Here is a 21,380-nt window from a genome sequence, read left to right as displayed (position 1 = left end):
GGCGCAAAAGAGGGCCGGCATTCGCGCGAGGAGTGTGGATCGTGGTCAGTGCAAAGGCGCCTGGGCATGTGGTCGTCATTGGTGCGGGGATCATTGGACTCTCCACCGCCTGGTATTTGCAGGAGCAGGGCATCAAGGTCACGGTGGTGGACCGCGGGGAGGTGGGCTCCGGTTCCTCCTGGGGCAATGCCGGCTGGCTGACACCGGCACTGACGCTGCCACTGAGTGAACCGGCCGTCCTGGGCTACGGCTTCAAGGCCATGCTGGATCCCTCCTCGCCGCTGTACATTCCATTGAGCACCGACCCCTCGTTGCTGAAGTTCCTTGCCGGCTTTGCCCGCAACTGCACCCCGGGGAAGTGGCGTGCAGCCATGAAGGTCTTTGCCGAGATTGGCCGCACCGGCATTGACGCCTTTGGCGAACTGGCCGCCGGCACTCCGGCGATGGCCGAGCCCACCCGCCCCGCCGAGCCCTTCCTGACCGGATTTGCCTCGCTGAAGGACCGCGACGCGCTGGTGCGCGAATTCCACATGATCCGGGAAACGGGCGGTGAAGTGGACTTCACCCTCCTTTCGGGGGCGCAGATCCAGGAACTGGAACCCACGCTGGGCACTGCTGTGGTGGCCGGCGTGGAGATCCGCCGGCAGCGCTTCATCAACCCGCCGGCGTTCATGCACTCCCTGGCGGACACCGTGGTGGCCCGCGGCGCCACCCTGGTGACGGCGTTCAATGTGTTCGACGTCCGCGACACCGGCCCGGGCGTGGAAGTGATTGGATCGGAAGGGCGCTCCCTGCAGGCCGACGCCGTGGTGCTCGCCACCGGTGCCTGGCTGGGAGCCCTGGCCCGAAAGTTTGGCGTCAAGCGGGTGGTGCAGGCGGGACGCGGCTACAGCTTCACAGTTGTTCCCGAGGCCATGCCCACGCATCCCATTTATTTTCCCGCCCAGCGCGTGGCCTGCACCCCCTTGGGTGACCGCTTCCGGGTGGCTGGCATGATGGAATTCCGCAATGTGGATGCGCCCATGGATCCACGCCGCATCCAGGCCATTGTCGAGGCGGCCTCACCCATGTTCACCGGCATTGACTGGGAAGACCGCGCGGAGGAGTGGGTGGGTTCACGGCCGTGCACCACCGACGGCTTCCCGCTCATTGGCCCCACGCGGTCCCCGCGCGTCCACGTCGCCGGCGGGCACGGCATGTGGGGCGTGGCCCTTGGCCCGCTGACCGGAAAGATGGTCGCCGCCGGGCTGACGGGCAACCCCGCACCAGCCACACTGCGCCACTTCAACCCGCTGCGCTGACGCCCCTGTGCAGATGCCCTGCGCTGACGCCGCTGCGCCGACGTCCGCGGAGCGGCGGGGAGGCTGCCGTCAGTGCCCGGAACTGGCCGCAGCCGCCCCGGTGCTTCCCCGCGCCACGAGGTGGGGCTGAAAGACCTGCCGTGATTGGGCCGGTGCGGCGCCGTCGAGCAGTTCGCGCATCTGCTCCCAGGCATGCTCCCCGACGCTCAGGATGGGCACGGCCGCCGTGGTCAATGGGGGAGTGGTGTACCGGGCAAAGGGGATGTCATCAAAGCCCGTGACGGAGATGTCCTCCGGCACCTTGATGCCGCGTTCATTGAGGCTGCTCAGCAGCCCCATGGCCGTCAGGTCATTAAAGGCCAGGATGCCTGTGGCTTTGGACGCCAGGACATCGCTGGCGGATTCATGGCCGTCCTCAAAGGTGGATCCGCTTTGCAGGAACACCAGCTCAATGTGGGGGTGCGTCTGCGAAAAAGCCTCGAGCCCGGCCAGACGCGAGGCGTTGGAGGCGCTGCTTTCCGGTCCGGCCACATAGGCGATCCGGGTGTGCCCCAGCTGCGCCAAATGCGTGGCCAGCCCCTGGATCCCCTGACCGTAGTCCACCATCACGCAGGGGCTGTCCGCGGCCTCCGTGGTGCGGTTGACCAAAACCATCGGGTGCAGGCTCGGCGCCAGTTCCTGCAATTCCGCCGGGCTCATGCGGGGGGCGCACAGAATGACCCCGTCACAGCGCCTGCGTGCCTCTCCGGCCAGGACCGCCTCTTCGCTGGAGACCTCCGAGGAGTCGGCAATGAGCACCCGGTAGCCGTCTTGGGCCGCAGCCCGGCTGACGCCCCGCAGCACGCCCTGGAAGGTGGGGTTGGCGAGATCGGGCACCACGACGCCGATGGTGTCGGTCTTGCCCCGCGCCAGATTGCGGCCCATGGGATTTGGCTGGTATTTCAGCTCCGTGGCGGCGGCCCTGACCCTGTCGGCAATTTGCGGATCGACGCTGAAGTTCCCGTTCATGACGCGCGAAACTGTTGCCAGGGAGACGCCGGCTTTGCTGGCAACATCTGATATCCCTATGCGGGTGGTGCGGGCTCGCTTGGCCATGGTGGTCCCTCAGGCTGGAGATGGCGGCGTCAAAGGCAAGAAAGTGCATGCCCGGCCTTGACCTGACGCCCTGACTGTTGATAGAAAGCATATAACGGACTGAGAAAACGCTTTCTCAGAATCAGCCTAGTACACCAGCCACCCGGCGGGAAAGCACCAAAAGCCGGGGTTGGCAGGAATTTTCAACTGTGTTGCGAAAGGTCGCCCAAACTCATGAGAACCGAAGCCACGTCCGCCACGAGGGCGGCAGAAGAGCGAACGGGCCGGAAATCGCGCCTGGCACTGGTCGGCGCAGGATCCCGTGCCGAAATGTACGTTGAGGCGGCCATGGGACCGCACGCCGCCACGGCTGTGCTGGTGGGCATCGGAGACGCCAATCCCGGGCGGACCAGCTACTACCTGGAGCGGGCCCGCCGGCTGCACGCAGACCAGGCGCCAGACGCCGGCGCTGCCGCAGAGCCTGCCCCGGCAGCCTTTGATCCGGCGGAGCTGACGGCTTTCATCACGGAGAACTCCATTGACCGGGTCATCATCACCACCCCCGACCACACCCATGCGGACTACATTGTCCAAGCGCTGCGCGCCGGGGCCGATGTGGTGGTGGAAAAGCCGCTGACCATTGACGTGGACGGCTGCCGCGCCATCACCGCAGCCATTGCCGAGACCGGACGCAACGTGGTGGTCACCTTCAACTACAGGTACTCCCCGCGCAACAGCGCCCTGAAGGAAATCATTCAGGGCGGCGTGATTGGCAAGGTCACCAGCATCGACTTCAGCTGGGTGCTGGACACCGTCCACGGCGCCGACTACTTCCGCCGCTGGCACCGGGAAAAGAAAAACTCCGGCGGCCTGCTCATCCACAAGGCCTCCCACCACTTTGACCTGGTCAACTGGTGGATTGACGATGTCCCGGCCCGCGTCTACGCCTCCGGCGGCCTGCGCTTTTACGGGGCGGACAACGCAGCCGGACGCGGATTGGGCGAACGCCCCGCCCGGGGCAGCCTCGACGACGGCGTGCAAGACCCCTTTGCGCTGGACCTGCGCGAGGACGGGAAACTGCGGGCCCTGTATTTTGAGAATGAAAAGTTTGACGGCTACATCCGCGACCAGGATGTGTTCTCCGACGGCATCACCATCGAGGACAACCTGGCGTTGACGGTGGACTATGCGAATGGGCCCACCCTGAGCTACTCCCTCAATGCCCACAGCCCCTGGGAAGGCTACCGGGTGGCCATCAACGGCACCGAGGGCCGGGCGGAATTGGAGGTGGTGGAGCGGGCCGCCGTGCACCACAGCGCCGACAAGAAGAATGTGGTGGATCCCAGCGCCACACCCATCGAGGAGGATGACGCCGTGCGCCGCAATGGCGAGCGCCTGGTGGTGCAGCGCCATTGGGAGGCCGCCTACGAGGTGCCGATCATCAATGGTGACGGCGGCCACGGCGGCGGCGACGCGCTGCTGCTGGCGGACCTTTTCAACGGACCCGGCGAGGACCCGCTGGGACGCCCCTCCGGCTACCTTGACGGCCTGCGGTCGGTGGCCGTGGGCATTGCCGGGAATGAATCCCTGCTGACGGGCCTGCCCGTAGGCATCCCGGAGCTGGGCCTGGGCGCGGACCTGTCCAAATCCCCCGAAGGGGCATGAGATGACCACTGTGCTGATCACCGGCGGATCCGGACGCCTCGGCCGCAGCGTCGTGGCGGGATTCGCCGACGCCGGCCACCAGGTCATATCCCTGGACCGGGACGTACTGCCCCCGGACCGGCTCGCCGCCGGCGTCGTGCAGGAGGCAGTTGACCTGCTGGACGGCCAAGCGGTGGAGGCGGCCATGGCCCGCCACCGGCCCGACGCCGTCATTCACCTCGCCGCGATCGCGGTCCCCTTCAGCGCACCGGAAGAGGTGATCCTGAAGACCAACACCATGCTGGCGTACAACGTCCTCCGGGCCGCCACCGACGCCGGCGTGGGCCGCATTGTGACGGCGTCCAGCCCCACCGTGCTGGGCTACGGCAATCCTGCAGGCTGGCTGCCGGAGCGTTTCCCGCTGGATGAAAACACCGTCCCCCGGCCTTGGAACGCCTACGCCTTGTCCAAGATGGTGGCCGAACAGGTCATGCGCATGTTCGCCACCGCCCACGGCGGATCGGTCCGCTACGCCGCGTTCCGGCCCTGCTACGTCATTTCCCCGGAGGAATGGGCCGGCGCACCCACCCAACAGGGGCACACCCTGGCCGAACGCCTGGCGGATCCGGCCCTGTCCGCCCCGGCACTGTTCAACTATGTGGACGCCCGCGACGTGGCCGGTTTCCTGGCCGTGCTGCTGGCGAAAATGGACACCATTGAGAACGCCCAGACGTTCTTTGTGGGTGCCGCCGACGCGCTCGCCGTAGAACCCCTGAACAAGCTCATGCCGCAATATCTGCCCGGCAGTGAAGAGCTCTCCGCCGGCCTGACAGGCACCAGCCCGGCTTTTTCCATTGCCAAGGCCCAAGAAGTTCTGGGCTGGACGCCGCACCACAGCTGGCGCACCGAGCTCATCGAGACCAACAGTGCGGACTTGACGTCCGCCGCCTCACACTAGGAGACCCGCAGTGAAATTTGAAGGCGTACTTTTCTTCCCCGTCACCCCCTTCGCCCAGGACGGCAGCGTGGATGTGGCCCTGTTGCAGGAACACATTGCTTCCCGCCTGCCCTTTGCCCCCGGGGGGATCTTCCCCGCCTGCGGCACCGGCGAATTCCATGCCTTGAGCCTGGCCGAGGTGGGCGTTGTGGTGCGTGCCGCCGTCGAGGTTGTCAATGGTGCCGTGCCGGTGATTGCCGGAGCCGGCGGGCCGCTGGGGCACGCCCTGGATGTGGCCCGCGCCGCCGCCGAAGCCGGCGCCGATGCGCTGCTGGTCCTGCCGCCCTACCTGGTGGGCGCCCCCATGGACGGACTTGTTGCCTACATCGAGGCAATTGCCAACGCCACCGCACTGCCGGTGATTGTCTACCACCGCGGGAACGCAAAATTCTCCGCCGCCGCCATGGTGGAGCTGGCCGCGAACCCCAAGGTCATTGGCTTCAAGGACGGGATCGGCGACGTGGGCCTGGCCCAGGAAATTGTCACAGCCGTCCGGGCCACGGGCCGGGAGGACTTCCAGTTCTTCAATGGCCTGCTGACGGCGGAGCTCACCCAGGGCGCCTACCGCGGTTTGGGCATGCCGCTGTATTCCTCGGCCGCCTTCGCCATGGCCCCGGAAATTGCCACCGCCTATTACCGCGCCTACATTGCCGGCGACGAGGCCCGGCGCGTGGAACTGATCGAGGGCTTCTACGCGCCCCTGGTCCGCCTGCGTGATGAGACCCCCGGTTTCGGCATCTCCCTGATCAAGGCCGGCATCCGCCAGTCCGGGCTGGCTGTGGGCCGGGTCCGCCCGCCGCTGGTGGACCCCACGGCGGAGCAGGAAGCGCGCCTGGCCGCCATCCTGGCCAGGGGCCACGAACTTGCCGCCAGCCACGCCCTGGCCAACGCCTGAATGACCAGCCGATGAACGCCAAGATCACCGCCCTGAGCACCCGCCTGTTGACGGTGCCACTGCGCCGCAGCTGGGGGGTTGAGGCGCCGGAGAACCACATCATTGCCACCACCGTGCACACGGACGACGGCGGCACCGGCCACGGATTTTCCTGGACGCCGACCATTGGCCCGCAGGCGGTGAAGGCCCTGCTCGATCACGACATTGCCGCTTTCGCCGTGGGCCTTCCCGCCACCCCGGAGCCCCTGTGGGACGCGTTGTGGCTGCGCCTGCACGAGGCCGGTGGGGGCGGGTTGACCACCATCGCCATGGCGGGTCTGGATTTGGCCCTGTGGGACCTGGCCGCACGCAATGCCGGCAGTTCCGTGGCCGGCCTGCTGGGGCAGCGCCGCGACTCGGTGGAGGTGTACGGTTCCGGCGTGAACCTGCACTACACCCTGGAGGAACTGGTGGCGCAGGCCGGACGCTGGGTCGCTGCCGGGCACTCCGCCGTGAAGATCAAGGTGGGCAAGGCGGACCTTGCCGAGGATGTGGAGCGCGTTGCCGCGGTCCGCGCCGTGATTGGGCCCCACCGGGCGCTGATGATTGACGCCAACCAGCGCTGGGATTTGCCGACCACCCTGCGGGCCCTGTCCCGTTTGGAACAGTTCAAGCTCCATTGGCTGGAGGAACCGCTGCGTGCCGACGACCTCTGGGCCTACAAGCGCCTGCGCAGGCACTCGCCGGTGCCCATTGCGCTGGGCGAAAACGTGCACACCATCCAACGGTTCCGCGACTTCATTGACGCCGAAGCGGTGGACATCATCCAGCCCAACATTGTCCGGGTTGGCGGCATCACCCCGTTCCGGCGCATTGTGGAGTTGGCCCGCACCCACAGCATTGCCGTTGCCCCGCACCTGCTGCCGGAACTTTCCGGCCAGCTGGCGCTGACCCTGCCCGTGGAGGTGGCGGTGGAGGCCGTGGAGGATGCCTCCTTTGAACAACTTGGCATCCTGGCCGGACCCTCCCCGGTCAGCATCAGCAACAGCCGGCTTTCCGGCACCGGACGTCCAGGGCTGGGACTGCAGTTTGCTGCAGGCATCCCCGCCCGCTAGCTTGCCCGCCCACAACGGGCCCCACCCACCAGCAGAGGAAACAATCACGTGCAGACTGCAACGCAGGAACTTCAAGACCTGACCGCCGCCGCCCACGCCGCCGCCGCCCCGGCGGCCGCGGCCAGCGACGCCGAGCGGGCCTCCTGGCTGTTGGCCATTGCCGACGCCCTGGACGCCAATGCCACCGAACTCGTCGGGCTGGCCCAGACCGAGTCCCGGCTGGGGACCACCAGACTGACCGGCGAGGTGGCCCGCACCACCGGCCAGCTGCGCCTCTTTGCCCGCGTCATCACCGAAGGCTCCTACCTGGAAGCCGTCATTGACCACGCCAAGCCCGACGCCACCCCGCCGTCGCCGGACCTGCGCCGCATCCTGCACCCGGTGGGCCCGGTGGCCGTGTTCTCGGCGTCGAACTTCCCGTTCGCCTTTTCCGTGGCCGGCGGGGACACGGCCTCGGCGCTGGCCGTGGGCTGCCCCGTGATCGTCAAGGCACATTCGGGGCACCTGGAACTTTCCAAACGGACGGCGGAGGTGGTGGCGCAGGCGTTGAAGGACGCCGGCGCTCCCGAGGGCCTGTTTTCCCTGGTCGCCGGCCGGGAAGCCGGCACCGCGTTGGTGCAGGATCCGCTCATCAAGGCTGTGGGCTTCACCGGGTCCATCCCGGGCGGGCGCGCCCTGTTTGATTTGGCCGTGTCCCGCCCGGAGCCCATTCCGTTCTACGGTGAACTGGGCAGCCTGAATCCAGTGGTCATCACCCCGGCGGCCCTGGCCGCGCGCGGCAGCGGGCTTGCCGCCGGACTGGCCGCATCCTTCACCCTGGGAGCCGGCCAGTTCTGCACCAAACCGGGCCTGGTGTTCATCCCGGCAGGGACGTCCTTTGGCGCCAATGTGGCCGCCGAATGCGTGGGCACGGCGGCGGCCCCCATGCTCACCGACCGCATTGCCGCGGCATACCCGGCCGGGCTGGCCGCCCTGGCCGCCCAGCCGGGCGTCACAGTGCTCGGCGGTTCCACGCAGCAGGACGCGGAAGCGGACGGCGCCGGTGCGGTGCTCTTTTCCACCACCGCGGCCAGCGTCATTGCCAACCCGAAGGAGCTGCTGGAGGAGTGCTTTGGCCCCACCACCTTGTTGATTGAATACCGTGACGGGGCCGAACTTGCCGCTGCCCTGGCCCTGGTGCCGGGCAGCCTGACGGCCACGGTGCACGCGGAGGACGGCGAGGACATTGCCGCCCTGGTGCACCAGCTCACGGGCCTGGCCGGGCGGGTGCTGTTTGGTGGCTGGCCCACGGGGGTGGCGGTGAACTGGGCGCAGCAGCACGGCGGCCCCTACCCGGCCACCACCTCCCTGTTCACCTCGGTGGGTGCGAGCGCCGTGCGCCGCTTCCAACGCCCCGTTGCCTTCCAGGACGCCCCGGCAGCGGTCTTGCCGCAGGCCCTGCTCGAGGACAACCCGCTGGGCATCCCGCGCCGGGTGGACGGTGTCCTCACCCTCGGTTGAGGCTGGCGGCCATGACGTCCCGCTGAGCTTGGCGAAGGCCCGGTTGCCAAAGTGGCAACCGGGCCTTTGGCGCCCCGGGGCTTTTGGTTTCTGCGGCTCAGAGCTGGAGGGTCACCGGGCGCAGGATGCCGTTGACCTCGCTTGCGGGCCAGCGGGAATCCACGCTCAGCGGGCAGATCCCGGAGGCTGTCAACAGCACGGTGTCCTCAATTTTCACTCCCGGTCCCGAGGGGTTCCACGTGAACGGCTGGTCCAGTGCCGCGGTGTCACTGACGGCGTCGGTGGCGCGCGGGTCCCGGCCGGCGTATCCCGCCGGCCCGCCCTGGTGGTGGTGCTGCCACTGCCCGGTGCCGAACCCGTGCCGGGCGTAGGCGAGGCGGATTTCCGCCAGCACCCCTGAAATCGAGGCTCCGGGCACGGTGGCGTTGAAAATGTCGGCCTCCACCCGTGCAATCCGGGCCTCGGCATCCAGCTCGGCACCGGTGCCGCCGTCGAACCGCACCCAACGGGTCACATTGGCGATCATGCCGTCGCGGCGGGCGCACACCACGGCCATGGCCCTGCGGCCCAGCGGGGCATCCGTGGGGAGCGGGTGGCGGTGCTGGACCCTGGATTCCCCGTTGACCAACAGCACCAAAGGATCGGCGCCGGCGGCCACCACACGCTGTGCCAGCGCCGCCGCGAGCTGTCGCTCGGTGGTGTGGGGGGTGGACAGGGACAGGACATCCGTCAATATCTCCGCCGACTCGCGGCAGAGCCCGCGGTAGCGGCCCAGCTCCCCGGGGAGCAGCGAGCGGCGGGCCAGGCGCAGCTCCCCGGCCAGCTCAGCCTCGGTGGCGGGGGGCCTGCCGGGGCCAAACCAGCCGGCCACATCCGTCAAGGAGCCGTGCCAGGGGACCTCGTGCACCGTGATGCCGGCCGGAATCTCCTCGGCCGCCAGCCGCGGCGCCTCGTTGTTGAACGTGACCAGATGGTCGCCGCCGGCCGTCACCAGGACGGCGGCAACGGGCTCGCTGGCCAGGCTGATGCCCACGCGGCCGCCATCAAGGTACCAGCTGACGGCCGTGTGGCTGGTGAGCAGCACGGACTCGCGCCCCGCTGCGGAAAGGATGTCCAGCACCCGGGCCCGTTTGACGGCGCGGTCGGCGGCGGTAAGGGCTGGATCGTTGTTCCCGGCGGGATGGGCCGGGGCGGTGGTGATGCTCATGGGGTGCTGGTCCATTCGTTGATCTGCTGGTCTGTGGCCAGTCCGTCGGCAATGATGACGGATACGGTCCGGGTGAGGGTTTCGCCGGCCTGAAGCACGACGGCGGCATCCCAGGCAAGCGAGGAACCCACCCCCGGGTAGCCTGCAGCCCGCACAAACCAGGGATCATCGGCCTCCGGTGGTGCTGTGAAGACAAGGGTTGCCGGAGCTGTGCCAAACTCGCCGGACCACGCCAGCCAGGGCGCGCGGCTGCCGTGCACTGCCTCCTCGCCGCTGGCCGAGGCCGTTCGGACAGTGCTGTGTGCAACGGGGGGCAGGCGCCAGAAGAAGCCGCCATAGCCGCCGGCTTCCCGGCCGTTGGAACCCGGGCTGCCCAGGGCCACCGGGCCGGAGCCGGCGGGGGTGAGGGAAAAGCGAAGCGTCAGCTGCCAGGCGGAGGAATCACGGGCCTGCCAGCTCCAGGTGCGTGATTCGTCCAGGATCCGCACGCCGTCGGGGCCGCACCAGCCCAGCTTCTCGTGGCGGGAAGTGCCGCTGTCCGCGGCGGAGGACCGGATGATCCGGCCATGGTCCGGGCGCCAGATGTAGCCGGCGTTTTCCCGCCGGTAGGTCCGGCCGCCCCAAAAATTTACACCGTTGACGTCCTGCAGCGCCACGCCCGCCCCCAGATGCCAGACATGGTCCAGGGGCATGGCGTCGGTGACGACGGTCCCGGCCAGGGTGGTGACGGGATGCAGATAAGGCCGCGGGGAAAGCGTGGGGGCCAGTGTTGCGCCGCTGATTTCACGGGCCACGGTTGCCCCGGACAGTTCCATTAAATCCGTCGCCTGGGCGGGACGTGCCCAGGGTGCGCCGAGTTCGCTGAAGGTGGCCTGCGCCGCCGTGGCCCGTTTGATCCAGCTGCCAATGTCCGCCACGACCGGGTGCGCGGCCGTGCCTTCACCGAGCCATTGGACATGTTCGGCGGCAATGGGGGCCGGATCCGCGGCGGTGCGCACGGCCTCGAGCACGCGCATGAACGCCCCGCTGTTCTCCAGCGAACTCAACAGCGGGGTGTTGGCGGACCGGTGCGCCAGCAGGTTCTCCAGCAGGTCCGTGCGGCCATGGGCAACCCGGCTGGTGCCCGCTTCGGTGGTGATTTCCAGAACGTCCGCGGTGTAGTAAAAGACGGCCGTGCCCGCGGTGCCGTGGACAGTGATGAATGGATCCGACTGTTCCGGTGCGCACACGGTCAGGGCACAGAGGACCGCCGGGCCCTCCTTCGCTGTGATCCGCACGGTGGAGGTGTCGTCGCCTTCAATGTCATGGGCACGGTACAGGTCGGTCTCAACTGATGCGATGGCGTCGGCGTCGTTGATGCCGGCAATGTGCAGGGCGGTGGCGACGGCGTGGGCCAGGGGATTGGTGGTGACGCCGTCCACCACGTCCACGCCGTCGATGCTGCGTTTTCCGGCCCAGCGGGAGCGCTGGTAGTAGGCCTTGCTGCGCACCCACAGGCCCGTGGCGGAACAGCCGCGCACCGTGCCGAGGGTGCCGTCGGCAATGATGCCGGCCAGGGCCGGCAGGGCCAGCGACCCCAGCGACTGGAAGCCGATCTGGACGGCACGGCCTGCGGCTTCGGCGGCGGCGCGCAGTTCCTCGAACTGGGCCATGGAGGCGGCGGTGGGCTTTTCCAGGTAGACGTCGGCACCGGCGGCCAGGGCGGCCAGGGCCAGGGCGGCGTGCGTTTGGATGGGCGTGGCGATGATGACCACATCCGGTGCGGTTCCGGCGTCGAGCAGCCCGGCCAAGGTGTCGAAGATGGCCACATCCCCGGCCAGCCGGCCATCCTCCGGCGGTTGGGGATCCGCCACGGCCACCAGTTTCACCGCACCCGCCGCTTCCAGCCGGTCCAGGTTGCGCAGGTGGTGGGCACCAAAGCCGTGGACACCCACCAGGGCCACGCGCGGTGTCCGGGTGCCCGCCCCCGCCTGGGGTGACGGCTCGGATAGTTGTTTCGTGGTGCCCATGTGTCAATCCTTTGATTGCATGACGTCCTGTGGCGCCCCAGTGATGAGGCGCCACAGCTGTTGTCCTTCGGTGCCCGGCGGCGTGGCAGGGACCTGGCGGGGTCCGTGCCGCTGTGTCAGTTGGCGAGCGCGGCAGTCATCTCGTCGACGGCCTTGCCGGCGGCATCCGCCGGGGTCTGGCGCACGAACATGACCTCGGAGGCATAGCGCTTGATGATGTCCTCCATGGCGCCGGCGCCCTTGGGGACGCTTGGCGGGACCGGGCCCAGCTTGTCCTTGATGCCGTCAATGAATTCAATGACGCGCCTGTCCACAGCTGTCATCTTGTCCGCCACGGCGTCCCTGACCACCGTGCTGGTGGGGACGCCGCGGTCGGCCAGCAGGGCCTCGCCGGCTGCCGTGTTGTTGGCCAGGAAGTCGATGAGCTTGGCCGATTCCTCGGGGTGCTTGGTCCGTGCCGACGCCGACCAGAACTGGGAAGGCTTGTACCAAAGCTTCGCGTCTGCCGACGTCCCGGTCCGGGAGGGGTAGTTCAAAATCACCAGTTCGGTGCCGGCGGCGTTTTCCAGCGAGGGGAGCTGGTTGGACCACCAAAATGACATTGCGGCCGTGCCGGTGGCCGTGGCGCTTTGGTCCAGGGGCGAGGCCTGCTCCTCAATGACCGTCGATGCCGGCGGAATCGCCTTGGCCTCGCCGAGCTCAATCAGGAACGCCAGCCAGCCCTCCATGTCTGCGGGCGTAAAGCCAAGGGCCCCGTCCGCGGCGTAGAACTCCTTGCCGTTTTGCCGCAGCCAGACGTTCAGTGAGGCCTGGTCGGCGCTGTACGCGGTGGAACCGACAATGCCGTCGCCGGTCTTTTCGGTGATCTCCGCGGCAATGCGCTTGTAGTCATCCCAGGTCCAGCTGGAGTCATCGGGCAGTTCCACGCCGGCGTCCTTGAACACCTTGGGGTTGGCAATGATGGTGGCGGCGTTGATGCCCGCCGGAATCCCTGTCAAGCCGGCGTCGCTTTGGCCTGCCTTGAGGACGTCGGCCACCAGATTGGCGGTATCCACCTGGTGCTTGGAAAGATCCAGCAGGGCGCCCCGGGAGGAGTATTCGGCAATGTACTTCTCGTCCATCTGCAGCACGTCCGGAGCATCGTTCCCTGCCGTCTGCGTGGCAAGCTTGTCCCAGTATCCGCTCCAGTCACCGTATTCCGCCTTGACCTTGATGCCGGGGTTTTCGGCCTCAAAGGCTGCGATGGCGGCATTGGTCACCTTCACCCGGCCGTCCGAGCCCCACCAGCTGAAGCGGATTTCAACCTGGCCGTCCGCATTGGTGGCGGGGGCGTCTGAACCACACGCCGCAAGTGCCAGGGCCACCGTGGTGCCCAGTGCCGCTCCGCCCAGCAGCCGGTGGAATCCCCGGCGGGAAAGTTGGGTGTCCGCTGCTGCCCGCACCACGGAATTTGTGGGTGATTTTGACATGTTGGTTCCAATCTACGTTGACTGAGGTTTGGGTGGATCTGCAAGTGTGTGGTGTTGCCGGTGCGCCTACCGGGTCCCGGGTGCGCCAAATTCCGCGGTTGCCACGGTCCAGGCGCGGGCCTGGTCCGTGAGGGTGACGCCCAGCCCCGGCCGTTCGGGAACGAGCATGCGGCCGTCCCTGGTTTCCAGCCGCTCGTTGAAGAGCGGTTCCAGCCAGTCAAAATGTTCCACCCAGGGTTCACGTGGATAGGCCGCCGCCAGGTGCAGGTGGATCTCCATGGCGAAGTGCGGCGCCAGCTCGAGCCCGTTGTGATCGGCCAGGGCCGCCAGTTTCAAAAAGGGGGTGATGCCGCCAATCCGGGGCGCATCGGGCTGGATGATGTCTGCGGCCCGGTGCCGGATCAACTCCCAGTGTTCGGCTACGCTGGCCAGCATTTCCCCCGTGGCAATGGGGGTGTCCAGGGATGCGGCCAAAGCCGCATGTCCTTCCGCGTCGTAGGCATCCAGCGGTTCCTCGATCCAGGCGAGGTTGTAGTCCTCCAGGATCCTGCCCATGCGTTGGGCAGTGGCCCGGTCCCATTGCTGGTTCGCGTCCACCATGAGCGGAACCTTCCCGCCCAGCCGCTCATGGACGGCCGCCACCCGGGCCAGATCGACGGCGGAATCCGGGTGCCCCACCTTGATCTTGATGCCGCCGATGCCGTTGGCGACGGTGGCGTCGGCATTGTCCAGCACCTGCTCCAGGGCAGTGTGCAGGAATCCCCCGGAGGTGTTGTAGCAGCGGACCGAATCACGGTGTGCGCCCAGCAGTTTGGCCAAGGGAAGGCTGGCCCGTTTGGCTTTCAGGTCCCACAGGGCAATGTCCATGGAGGCAATGGCCTGGGTGGCGAGGCCGGAACGGCCCACCGACGCTCCGGCCCAGGCCAGTTTGGTCCACAGGCGCTGGATGTCATTGGCATCCTCGCCCAAAAGCTCCCCGGCAATCTCCTTGGCATGGGCAAACTGGCCGGGCCCGCCGGCCCGCTTTGAATAGCTGAATCCAATCCCCTCGGCGCCGTCCGCCGTGCGGATCTCGGTGAACAGGAAGATGACCTCGCTCATGGGCTTTTGCCGCCCGGTGAAGACCTTGGCATCGCTGACCGGGACCGCCAGCGGCAGTGCCACCGAGGAGAGCCGCAGCCATTCAATCCGGCTGCCCAAGGCAACGTTCCGGGATGTTGTTAAAGGTGCGGATGCCACTGGCATGAATATCCTTCCAAGCTGTCAGAAAACGTTTTCTCAGTAATCCTAGTCCACTGTGACGCGCGTAACAAGAACATTATTTCCGTGCCGAGTCCAGCATCGCCTTGAGCTCGGTGGCGAAGGCCTCTGCGGCCTGTTGCGGGGAGGTCTTGTCAAAGAGCACGTCCGCCGTCTGCCGGATGATGGCTTCCTGGGCGCCACTGGCACCCACCGGCGGTATGGGCGGGGCCAGGTTGATGTCGGCCTTAATGTCCGCCAGGAACTTCACCACAAGGGCGTCGGCGGGTTTGAGGCTGGGGGTGATGGCGGCAAGGATGTCGCCATTTGTGGGAATCCCGCGGTCGGTCATCAGGATTTCCCCGGCCTCGGGGCTGTTCAACAGGTAATCCACAAAGCTGGCGGCCTGTTCCGGGTGCTTGGACTGCGAGGAAACCGCCCAGTACATGGTGGGCTTGTAATACATGCCGTTGTCCTTGGCCGATCCGGTCAGGCTGGGGGCGCGGAGCATCTTGATCCCACTGCCCGTGGCGCTTTCCAAGGAGGCCAGCTGATTGGTCCAGCTCCAGCCCATGGCCAGCCGGTTGGTGCCAAAAAGACTGTTTTCCAGGCTCGCCGAGGCGTCCTCGCTGTTGATGCTTGCCGGCGGGCTGGCCTGCCGGTCACGCTGGAGCTTCAGCTGCTCCCAGAACTTCGCGGCCGTTTCGGTTGTGAAGCCCGGCTGGCCGTCGTCGGTGTACAGCTGCTCGCCGTGTTGGCCCAGCCAAATAATCAGGCTTGATTCATTGTTGCCGTAGGACGCGCCGTACAGTTTGCCCTTGCCTGCGGCGGTGATCCTGGCAGCCAGCGTGGTGTAGTCATCCCAGGTCCAGTTCAGATCGTCGGGCAGTTCCACCCCGGCCTCTTTGAAGACTGCGGTGTTGGCCATGACCACCAAGGCGTTTTGCCCGGTGCTGAGTCCGTATTGCTTGCCGGAGTACTGGCCGGTGGCCAGTGCCTGCGGGTCAATGCCGGAGACGTCCACGCCCAGGGTTGAAAGGTCGGCCAAGGCGCCGCGGCCGCCGTATTCGGCAATGTACTTTTGGTCCATCTGGATGATGTCCGGAGAGTCCTTGCCGGCGGTGACTGTGGCCAGCTTGTCCCAGTAACTGGCCCAATCGCCGGGACGCGGATCAATTTTGATGCCGGCATTGGCCTTCTCAAAAGCAGCGGTGGCCTCATTGGTCTGGGCATTGAGGAACTCGTTGCCCCACCAGGCAAAGCCCAAAGTGAGCGTGCCGTCCGCGGCGGTGGCTTCGTCCTTGCCGCAGCCGGTGGCCAGCAAGCCCACCGCGGCCGTGCCGAGAAGAAGTTGCCCAAACTGGCGTCTGTTGATCGTGGAGCGCATGGTGCCTGCTTTCAATGGGGTTGTGGATCAAAATAAAGGGCGTGGGCGGAAATCACACGGTGCCGTTGGGGGTGCACCAGCCATGGCCGGCAAGCCAGGCGGCACACCGGGCGGTCCATGCGGCCGCGGGGTGCAGGCCGGCTTCCGGCTCCTGGGCGGCCAAACCCAGGCCGTGTTCCCCGTGGGGAAACACGTGCAGCTCGAAGGGCACCGAGTGTCGTGCCAGGGCCGAGGCGTAGGCCAGGGAATTTTCCACCGGCACTGCGGCATCATCGGCTGTGTGCCACAGGAACGTGGGCGGAGTGCCGGCGTCGGCGGCCAGCTCCGCGGACAGGGCGCGCCGCAGATCCCAGGGGGCCTCCGGGCCCAGCAGCGCATCCACCGATCCCTGGTGGCAGTGTGAGACCAGGGAAATCACCGGATAGGCCAGGATGGCCAGCTCCGGCCGGTCTGCCGCCGGCGGAGCTCCGGCTCCCGTGGCCAGCGTTGCCGCCAGGTGCCCGCCGGCGGAAAATCCAAGCACCCCAATGCGGGTGGTGTCCACGGCAAGCCCGGACTTCCCCGAGCGCAGCCACTTCAGGGCGCTGCGGGCATCATTGAGTGGCGCGGGGTGAAGCGCGTCCGGTGCTTGTTCAGCCGCGACGGCGTAGTGCAGCACCACGGCATTCAATCCCAGGGAATTGAGCCAGCGTGCCACCGGGGCACCTTCGTGGTCCCCATGGCGGTGGTAGCCACCGCCCGGCAGGACAATGAACACCGGCTGGCCGGCCAAAGCCCCGGGACAGAAAATTCCGGGCTGTGGAATTGGGTTCATGGCGTGGCTCCAAGGGTCAGTGCTGCACGGAAAAAATCAAGGACCTGGCGCTGCATGGGCACGGTGAATTCATGGCCCCCGGGCCAAAAGGTGCCGGTGTAGCGGCCGGGGGCATGCAGATCGGCCAGCAGGCTGTGGGCATCATGCATCCCTTGTGCCGGGAACAAGGGGTCAGCCAAGGCGTACTGCACCAGAAACTGCCTTGCGGCGGCAAGTGCTGTAAAGCTGGGCCATTCCCCCAGCCGCCCCAGGCCGGGTGTCTGCAGGAGCCAGGAGTGGGCGTCCAGATAGGCGGGGAGCAGGGATTGGAAGGTGGTCATCATGGCCGTCACCGCGTACCCGCGGATGTCCGGTGACAGTGCCGCCAGCAGCACTGCCCGCCCGCCTCCGCCCGAGAAGCCAAAACAGCCCAGCCGTGCCGGGTCGACGCCCGGTGTTGCCCGCAGCACGGCCAGGGCGGCCAGATCGTCGTGGGCCACCATGCCCGCCAGGCTGGTGCCCATCAGGCCTGCGGCCTTCGCCACGGTGTCCTCATGGAAGGCGGCGGCTGCGTTGTATTCCTGCTCCGGGCCGGGAACATGGTGCGCCTCCCGCCACTGGGCCCGCCGTCCAGCCATGGCATCCTCCGTCCGCCATGGCTGCCGGTCAAGCGGGAAGCGCCGGCTGCCCCAGGCAAAGGTGTCATGGGCCAGCACGGCAAAGCCCTCCCTGGCCAGTTCGGTTGCCACGGCGCGGCCGCCGTACAGCTGGTGCCGCGGGCTGTCGGTTTCCACCCCCGGCTCGGCGCGGCCCGGAGGGAAGGCAATCAGCCGGCTGGCGCCGGTGTATTTGTTGCCGCCATGACAGTGCAGCGCCAACACTCCCGGCAGCGGGCCCCCGGCATCCGCCGGCCGAAGCAGCCAGGCGCGCGTTGTTGGCCCGAAGCCCAACTGCCAGCTCAGCGCGGAGGTGGTCACGCCGTCGTACGTTTCCTCCCAATCGGTGGACACGGCAAGCTCCGTTGGCGGCGCAGGCACACCCAAGGCATCCGCCAGCGGTTGTGACTGCGGGGAAACGCTGGCGGTGCCCCGCAGCTGGACATAAGCGGGCCAGTCATCGTAGCCGGGGATGGCGCTGGGCCGGACGGAGGGATCCACGGGAGCCTTTCTGGGAGATGACGGGCGCCCGTGAAGTCAAGGGCGCCCGTGGACACAGCACGGGTGTTACTTGGCCAGGTTCAAGTTGACCTCGTCAATGAACTTTTTGGCCGCATCAACCGGAGCCGCCTTTTCAAAAAGGACGTCGGTCATATTGCGGTTCAACACCTCCATGGTGGCCGAAGATCCGGCGGGGAACGGCAGGGGCGCCGTCAGCTTCATGTCCGCAATCCGGTCCAGGTAGGCCGCCTCCTTTTGCTGGTTTTCCTTCAACAGCGGCAGGACGGCGGCACGGACCTCAAGGTTCACGGGCATGCCGCGGTCGCTCTTGATCAACTTCCCGGCCTCCTCGCTGTTGACCAGGAAGTCGACAAACTTTGCAGCGGCTGCGGTGTTCTTGGACTTGGCCGAAATGCCGTATTCCATGGATGAACGCAGCCAGGCGCCACCTGACTGGGACTCGCCGGGGAGCTTCATCATGGCCAGTTCATTGCCGGAGTAGGAGTTCATCTGGTTGCTCCAGGAGACCTTCATGGCCTGTTTGCCCTGGCCCAGGAGGGTCTGCTCCGGCTGCGCGGAACCGTCTTCAACTGTTTGGGAAGCCGAGGGGGCGCCACCGGACTTTTGCAGCTCCAGATTCATCTCCAGCCATTGCGCGACCCGGGCTTCGCTGATGCCCAGCTTGGTGCCGTCCTCCGTGTACAGCGGCTCACCGCCTTGGCGTGCCCACACGGCGAGGAAGGAGTCATTGGCCATGGGGGAGGTGCCAAAGGTGCCCTGTGGCGAATTCTTGGAGATCTGCGTGGACAGGTCCTGGTATTCCTCCCAGGTCCAGCTTTCATCATCGGGAAGTTCGACGCCGGCGGCCTTGAAGACCGCAGGGTCAAGGATCATGGACAGGGAGTTCACGCCTGCCGGAATGGCGTACTGCTTGCCGTCGATCTGGCCGAGCTCCACGGTGCCGGGAGCGAACTTGGCGGTGTCAATTTCATCCTTGACCTTCTCCAGGTCCAGCAGGACCCCGCGGCTGGAGTACTCGCTGGGGTAGGAGCCGCTCATGGCCAACACATCGGGCGTGTCACCGCCGGCAATCTGGGTTGCCATCTTGTCCCAGTAGGCGCTGAACTCGGTATTTTCGCCCTTGACCTTAATGCCGGGGTTTTGCGCCTCAAAGGCCTTGATGACTTCAAAAGTCGTCTTGGCCCGGGCGTCATTGCCCCACCAGGCAAAGCGGATGGTGACGGGATCCTCCGCCGTACCGGTTGTCCCGCTGGTGCTGGAGGCTCCGCAACCCGTCAGCAGCAGCGACGCCGCAACAAGGGCCCCCGTGGCGAGCGTCATTGATTTTTTGAGCTGAAACATCATTGTCCAATCTCTATGGTGTTGCGTTCCCGCGGTTCGGAAGCCGTTGTGGCGTCCGTCACAGAAAACGCTTTCTCGAAATCTAGCCGACGGGCTGTACAGACGTCAAGAAAACGCTTACTTTGGAATAAGCCGCTTGGGTTTGTGGTCTGGATCTCATCCTTTGGGCAACCATCCAGCTGCGCAGCCGGCCCGCCAGCACGCACGTTTTGAACGCAAGTACACAGTTCCCAATTTTCCCCGAGATAAAAGCAAAGGAGGTTCTCATGCTGGTTTACCACCACCATGATGGTGCCTGCACCGCACGCATGATCGACCCCGCGACAGCGCCAGTGGAGGTTCAGCGATGAGCGCGCTGGGCGAACTTTCCAGGATGAAGCGCCGCACGGTCCCCAAATCCGCAGCCGAGAAGAAGGATGACAGGCGCGACAACAAAGCCGCATACATCTTCCTGCTGCCGTGGCTCATTGGCCTGCTGTTCATCACCGTCGGCCCCATGGTGGCCTCGCTGTATTTGTCGTTCACTGACTACAACCTGCTGCAGGCGCCCAACTTCACGGGCCTGGACAACTTTGCCCGGATGCTCCAAGACACCCGCCTGCACAATTCCCTCGGTGTCACCTTCACCTATGTCCTGGTGGGCGTGCCCATCCAGTTGGCGGTGGCGCTGTTGATTGCGCTGGTGCTGGACAAGGGAATCCGGGGCCTGCCCTTTTACCGTTCGGTGTTTTACCTGCCGTCCCTGCTGGGTGGATCAGTGGCCATTGCTATCCTCTGGAAGCAGATTTTCGGCACCACGGGGCTGGTCAACCAGCTTCTGGCCATGGTGGGCATCCAGGGGCCCGGCTGGATTTCAGACCCAAATACAGCCTTGGGATCCATCATTTTGCTCCATGTGTGGACCTTTGGCGCCCCCATGATCATCTTCCTGGCAGGGCTGCGCCAGATCCCCGCCATGTATTACGAGGCGGCGGAGGTTGACGGCGCCACGGCGTGGCAAAAATTCCTCAACATCACCATCCCGCTCTTGAGCCCCATCATCTTCTTCAACCTGGTCCTGCAGATCATTGGCGCCTTCCAGTCCTTTACGCAGGCCTTCATCGTCTCCGGCGGCAGCGGCGGTCCGTCCGATTCAACCATGTTCTTCACGCTCTACCTCTACCAAAAGGGGTTCGGACAGTTTGACATGGGTTACGCCTCCGCCATGGCCTGGGTGCTGCTGGTGATCATCGGCGTCTTTACCGCCATCAACTTCGTCGCGTCTAAGTATTGGGTGTTCTACGATGACTAATCTGCAAACGGTATCTGAAATTCCGGCCATCCCGACGCCGCCCCCCGGCCGGCGCAAAAACGCCAAGGTGCGCGCCTCCCGGGGAACGTTGTCCTTTAGCGCCAGGGCCCGCAGCCGTGCCCTGACCAAGCACTTGATTTTGATCGTGTGCGGTGCCGTGATGATTTATCCGCTGTTGTGGATGGTGGTTTCCTCGGTGCGGCCCAATGAACTCATCTTCAAGGACCCCGGGCTGTGGTTGAGCACCCTGGACATGAGCAACTATGCCAATGGCTGGTCAGCGCTGACGCATCCCTTTGGCCACTACATGCTCAACTCCGCGATCGTGGTGATCGGGTCCATCCTGGGCAACTTGATTTCCTGTTCCATGGCCGCCTATGCCTTTGCGCGGCTGAAGTTCACCGCCAGCAAGATCCTGTTCGGCATCATGTTGATCACCATCATGCTGCCGTTCCACGTGGTGATAGTTCCCCAGTACGTGCTGTTCTCGCAAATTGGCTGGGTCAACACCTTCTGGCCGTTGATTGTGCCCAAACTGCTGGCCACGGACGCGTTCTTTGTGTTCCTGATGGTGCAGTTCATCCGCGGCATTCCCAAGGACCTGGACGAGGCGGCCCGCATTGACGGCGCCGGCCACCCCCGCATCTTCCTGCAGGTCATGCTGCCGCTGATGGTCCCGGCCCTGGCAACCACCACGATCTTTACCTTCATTTGGACGTGGAACGACTTCTTCGGCGCCCTGATCTACCTCACGGATCCGGACATGTTCACAGTTCCTGTGGCCTTGCGGGCCTTTGTGGATTCCCAGGCCGGCACCAGTTGGGGCTCCTTGTTCGCCATGTCCATTGTGTCCCTGCTGCCGGTGTTCATGGTCTTCCTCTTTGGCCAGCGGTTCCTGATCAAGGGCATTGCCACCACCGGCATCAAGTAACGCCCACCGCACCCAGGGTCCCCGCGCCAC

At 66.1% G+C, this 21,380-nt stretch carries 17 protein-coding genes; 8 read left to right on the top strand and 9 right to left on the bottom strand.

Annotation, left to right across the window (positions count from 1 at the left end; translation table 11 throughout):
- The first annotated feature begins 41 nt into the window (after nt 1-41).
- Nucleotides 42-1,301: an NAD(P)/FAD-dependent oxidoreductase gene (locus ACFUCV_RS12415; protein WP_380816134.1), complete on the top strand. Its 1,260-nt coding sequence runs from the start codon at nt 42-44 to the stop codon at nt 1,299-1,301.
- Nucleotides 1,302-1,370: 69 nt separating this feature from the next.
- Here the strand turns inward: ACFUCV_RS12415 and ACFUCV_RS12410 are convergent, their stop codons facing one another.
- Nucleotides 1,371-2,396 (bottom strand): LacI family DNA-binding transcriptional regulator, encoded by a 1,026-nt coding sequence (locus ACFUCV_RS12410; protein WP_380816132.1) that lies wholly within the window; start codon nt 2,394-2,396, stop codon nt 1,371-1,373.
- Nucleotides 2,397-2,609: 213 nt separating this feature from the next.
- Here ACFUCV_RS12410 and ACFUCV_RS12405 point away from each other — a divergent pair, with 213 nt between their 5' ends.
- From ACFUCV_RS12405 to ACFUCV_RS12385, 5 genes are read left to right on the top strand one after another with little or no spacing between them, the layout of a single operon-like run.
- The gene (locus ACFUCV_RS12405) at nt 2,610-4,040 is read left to right on the top strand and encodes a Gfo/Idh/MocA family protein (protein ID WP_380816128.1); all 1,431 of its coding nucleotides are present in this window, start codon (nt 2,610-2,612) and stop codon (nt 4,038-4,040) included.
- Between the two features lies 1 nt (nt 4,041).
- A complete protein-coding gene (locus ACFUCV_RS12400) occupies nt 4,042-4,977 on the top strand; it encodes an NAD-dependent epimerase/dehydratase family protein (RefSeq protein ID WP_380816126.1) in 936 nt (311 codons plus the stop codon).
- A gap of 10 nt (nt 4,978-4,987) precedes the next feature.
- Nucleotides 4,988-5,911 (top strand): 5-dehydro-4-deoxyglucarate dehydratase, encoded by a 924-nt coding sequence (locus ACFUCV_RS12395; protein ID WP_380816123.1) that lies wholly within the window; start codon nt 4,988-4,990, stop codon nt 5,909-5,911.
- 11 nt (nt 5,912-5,922) lie between these two features.
- Nucleotides 5,923-7,005 (top strand): mandelate racemase/muconate lactonizing enzyme family protein, encoded by a 1,083-nt coding sequence (locus tag ACFUCV_RS12390; protein WP_380816121.1) that lies wholly within the window; start codon nt 5,923-5,925, stop codon nt 7,003-7,005.
- 48 nt (nt 7,006-7,053) lie between these two features.
- Entirely contained in the window at nt 7,054-8,505 is a 1,452-nt protein-coding gene (locus ACFUCV_RS12385) for an aldehyde dehydrogenase (NADP(+)) (protein WP_380816118.1), read from the top strand.
- Between the two features lie 97 nt (nt 8,506-8,602).
- On the opposite strand, the gene ACFUCV_RS12380 is transcribed toward ACFUCV_RS12385, so the two are convergent.
- From ACFUCV_RS12380 to ACFUCV_RS12345, 8 genes are all read right to left on the bottom strand, one after another.
- A complete protein-coding gene (locus tag ACFUCV_RS12380; RefSeq protein ID WP_380816116.1) occupies nt 8,603-9,712 on the bottom strand; it encodes a M24 family metallopeptidase in 1,110 nt (369 codons plus the stop codon).
- Nucleotides 9,709-11,721, bottom strand: coding sequence for a DUF6807 family protein (locus ACFUCV_RS12375; protein WP_380816114.1), 2,013 nt, complete (start codon nt 11,719-11,721; stop codon nt 9,709-9,711). The genes ACFUCV_RS12380 and ACFUCV_RS12375 overlap by 4 nt, the downstream gene beginning before the upstream one ends.
- 116 nt (nt 11,722-11,837) lie before the next feature.
- Nucleotides 11,838-13,190 (bottom strand): ABC transporter substrate-binding protein, encoded by a 1,353-nt coding sequence (locus ACFUCV_RS12370; protein WP_380816112.1) that lies wholly within the window; start codon nt 13,188-13,190, stop codon nt 11,838-11,840.
- Between the two features lie 66 nt (nt 13,191-13,256).
- Nucleotides 13,257-14,435, bottom strand: coding sequence for a mandelate racemase/muconate lactonizing enzyme family protein (locus ACFUCV_RS12365; RefSeq protein ID WP_380816110.1), 1,179 nt, complete (start codon nt 14,433-14,435; stop codon nt 13,257-13,259).
- Nucleotides 14,436-14,508: 73 nt separating this feature from the next.
- The gene (locus tag ACFUCV_RS12360; RefSeq protein WP_380816108.1) at nt 14,509-15,816 is read right to left on the bottom strand and encodes an ABC transporter substrate-binding protein; all 1,308 of its coding nucleotides are present in this window, start codon (nt 15,814-15,816) and stop codon (nt 14,509-14,511) included.
- Between the two features lie 52 nt (nt 15,817-15,868).
- Nucleotides 15,869-16,630: an alpha/beta hydrolase gene (locus ACFUCV_RS12355; RefSeq protein WP_380816106.1), complete on the bottom strand. Its 762-nt coding sequence runs from the start codon at nt 16,628-16,630 to the stop codon at nt 15,869-15,871.
- The gene (locus tag ACFUCV_RS12350) at nt 16,627-17,766 is read right to left on the bottom strand and encodes an acetylesterase (protein WP_380816104.1); all 1,140 of its coding nucleotides are present in this window, start codon (nt 17,764-17,766) and stop codon (nt 16,627-16,629) included. Before ACFUCV_RS12350 ends, ACFUCV_RS12355 begins: the two co-directional genes overlap by 4 nt.
- Before the next feature lie 66 nt (nt 17,767-17,832).
- Nucleotides 17,833-19,131 carry an ABC transporter substrate-binding protein gene (locus ACFUCV_RS12345; protein ID WP_380816102.1) on the bottom strand — a complete coding sequence of 433 codons (1,299 nt, stop codon included), beginning with the start codon at nt 19,129-19,131 and terminating at the stop codon, nt 17,833-17,835.
- Between the two features lie 343 nt (nt 19,132-19,474).
- Between ACFUCV_RS12345 and ACFUCV_RS12340 the strand changes: the two genes are divergently transcribed.
- Both ACFUCV_RS12340 and ACFUCV_RS12335 read left to right on the top strand, forming a co-directional pair.
- Nucleotides 19,475-20,419, top strand: coding sequence for a carbohydrate ABC transporter permease (locus tag ACFUCV_RS12340; protein ID WP_380816100.1), 945 nt, complete (start codon nt 19,475-19,477; stop codon nt 20,417-20,419).
- Entirely contained in the window at nt 20,412-21,350 is a 939-nt protein-coding gene (locus ACFUCV_RS12335; RefSeq protein WP_380816098.1) for a carbohydrate ABC transporter permease, read from the top strand. The genes ACFUCV_RS12340 and ACFUCV_RS12335 overlap by 8 nt, the downstream gene beginning before the upstream one ends.
- The last annotated feature ends 30 nt before the right edge of the window (nt 21,351-21,380 follow it).

Origin of the sequence: Specibacter sp. NPDC057265, from assembly GCF_042668835.1 — a bacterium.
Classification (GTDB): Bacteria; Actinomycetota; Actinomycetes; order Actinomycetales; family Micrococcaceae; genus Specibacter.
Note: the sequence above shows the minus strand (reverse complement) of the source record. Positions and strands in the feature narration are given on the sequence as shown.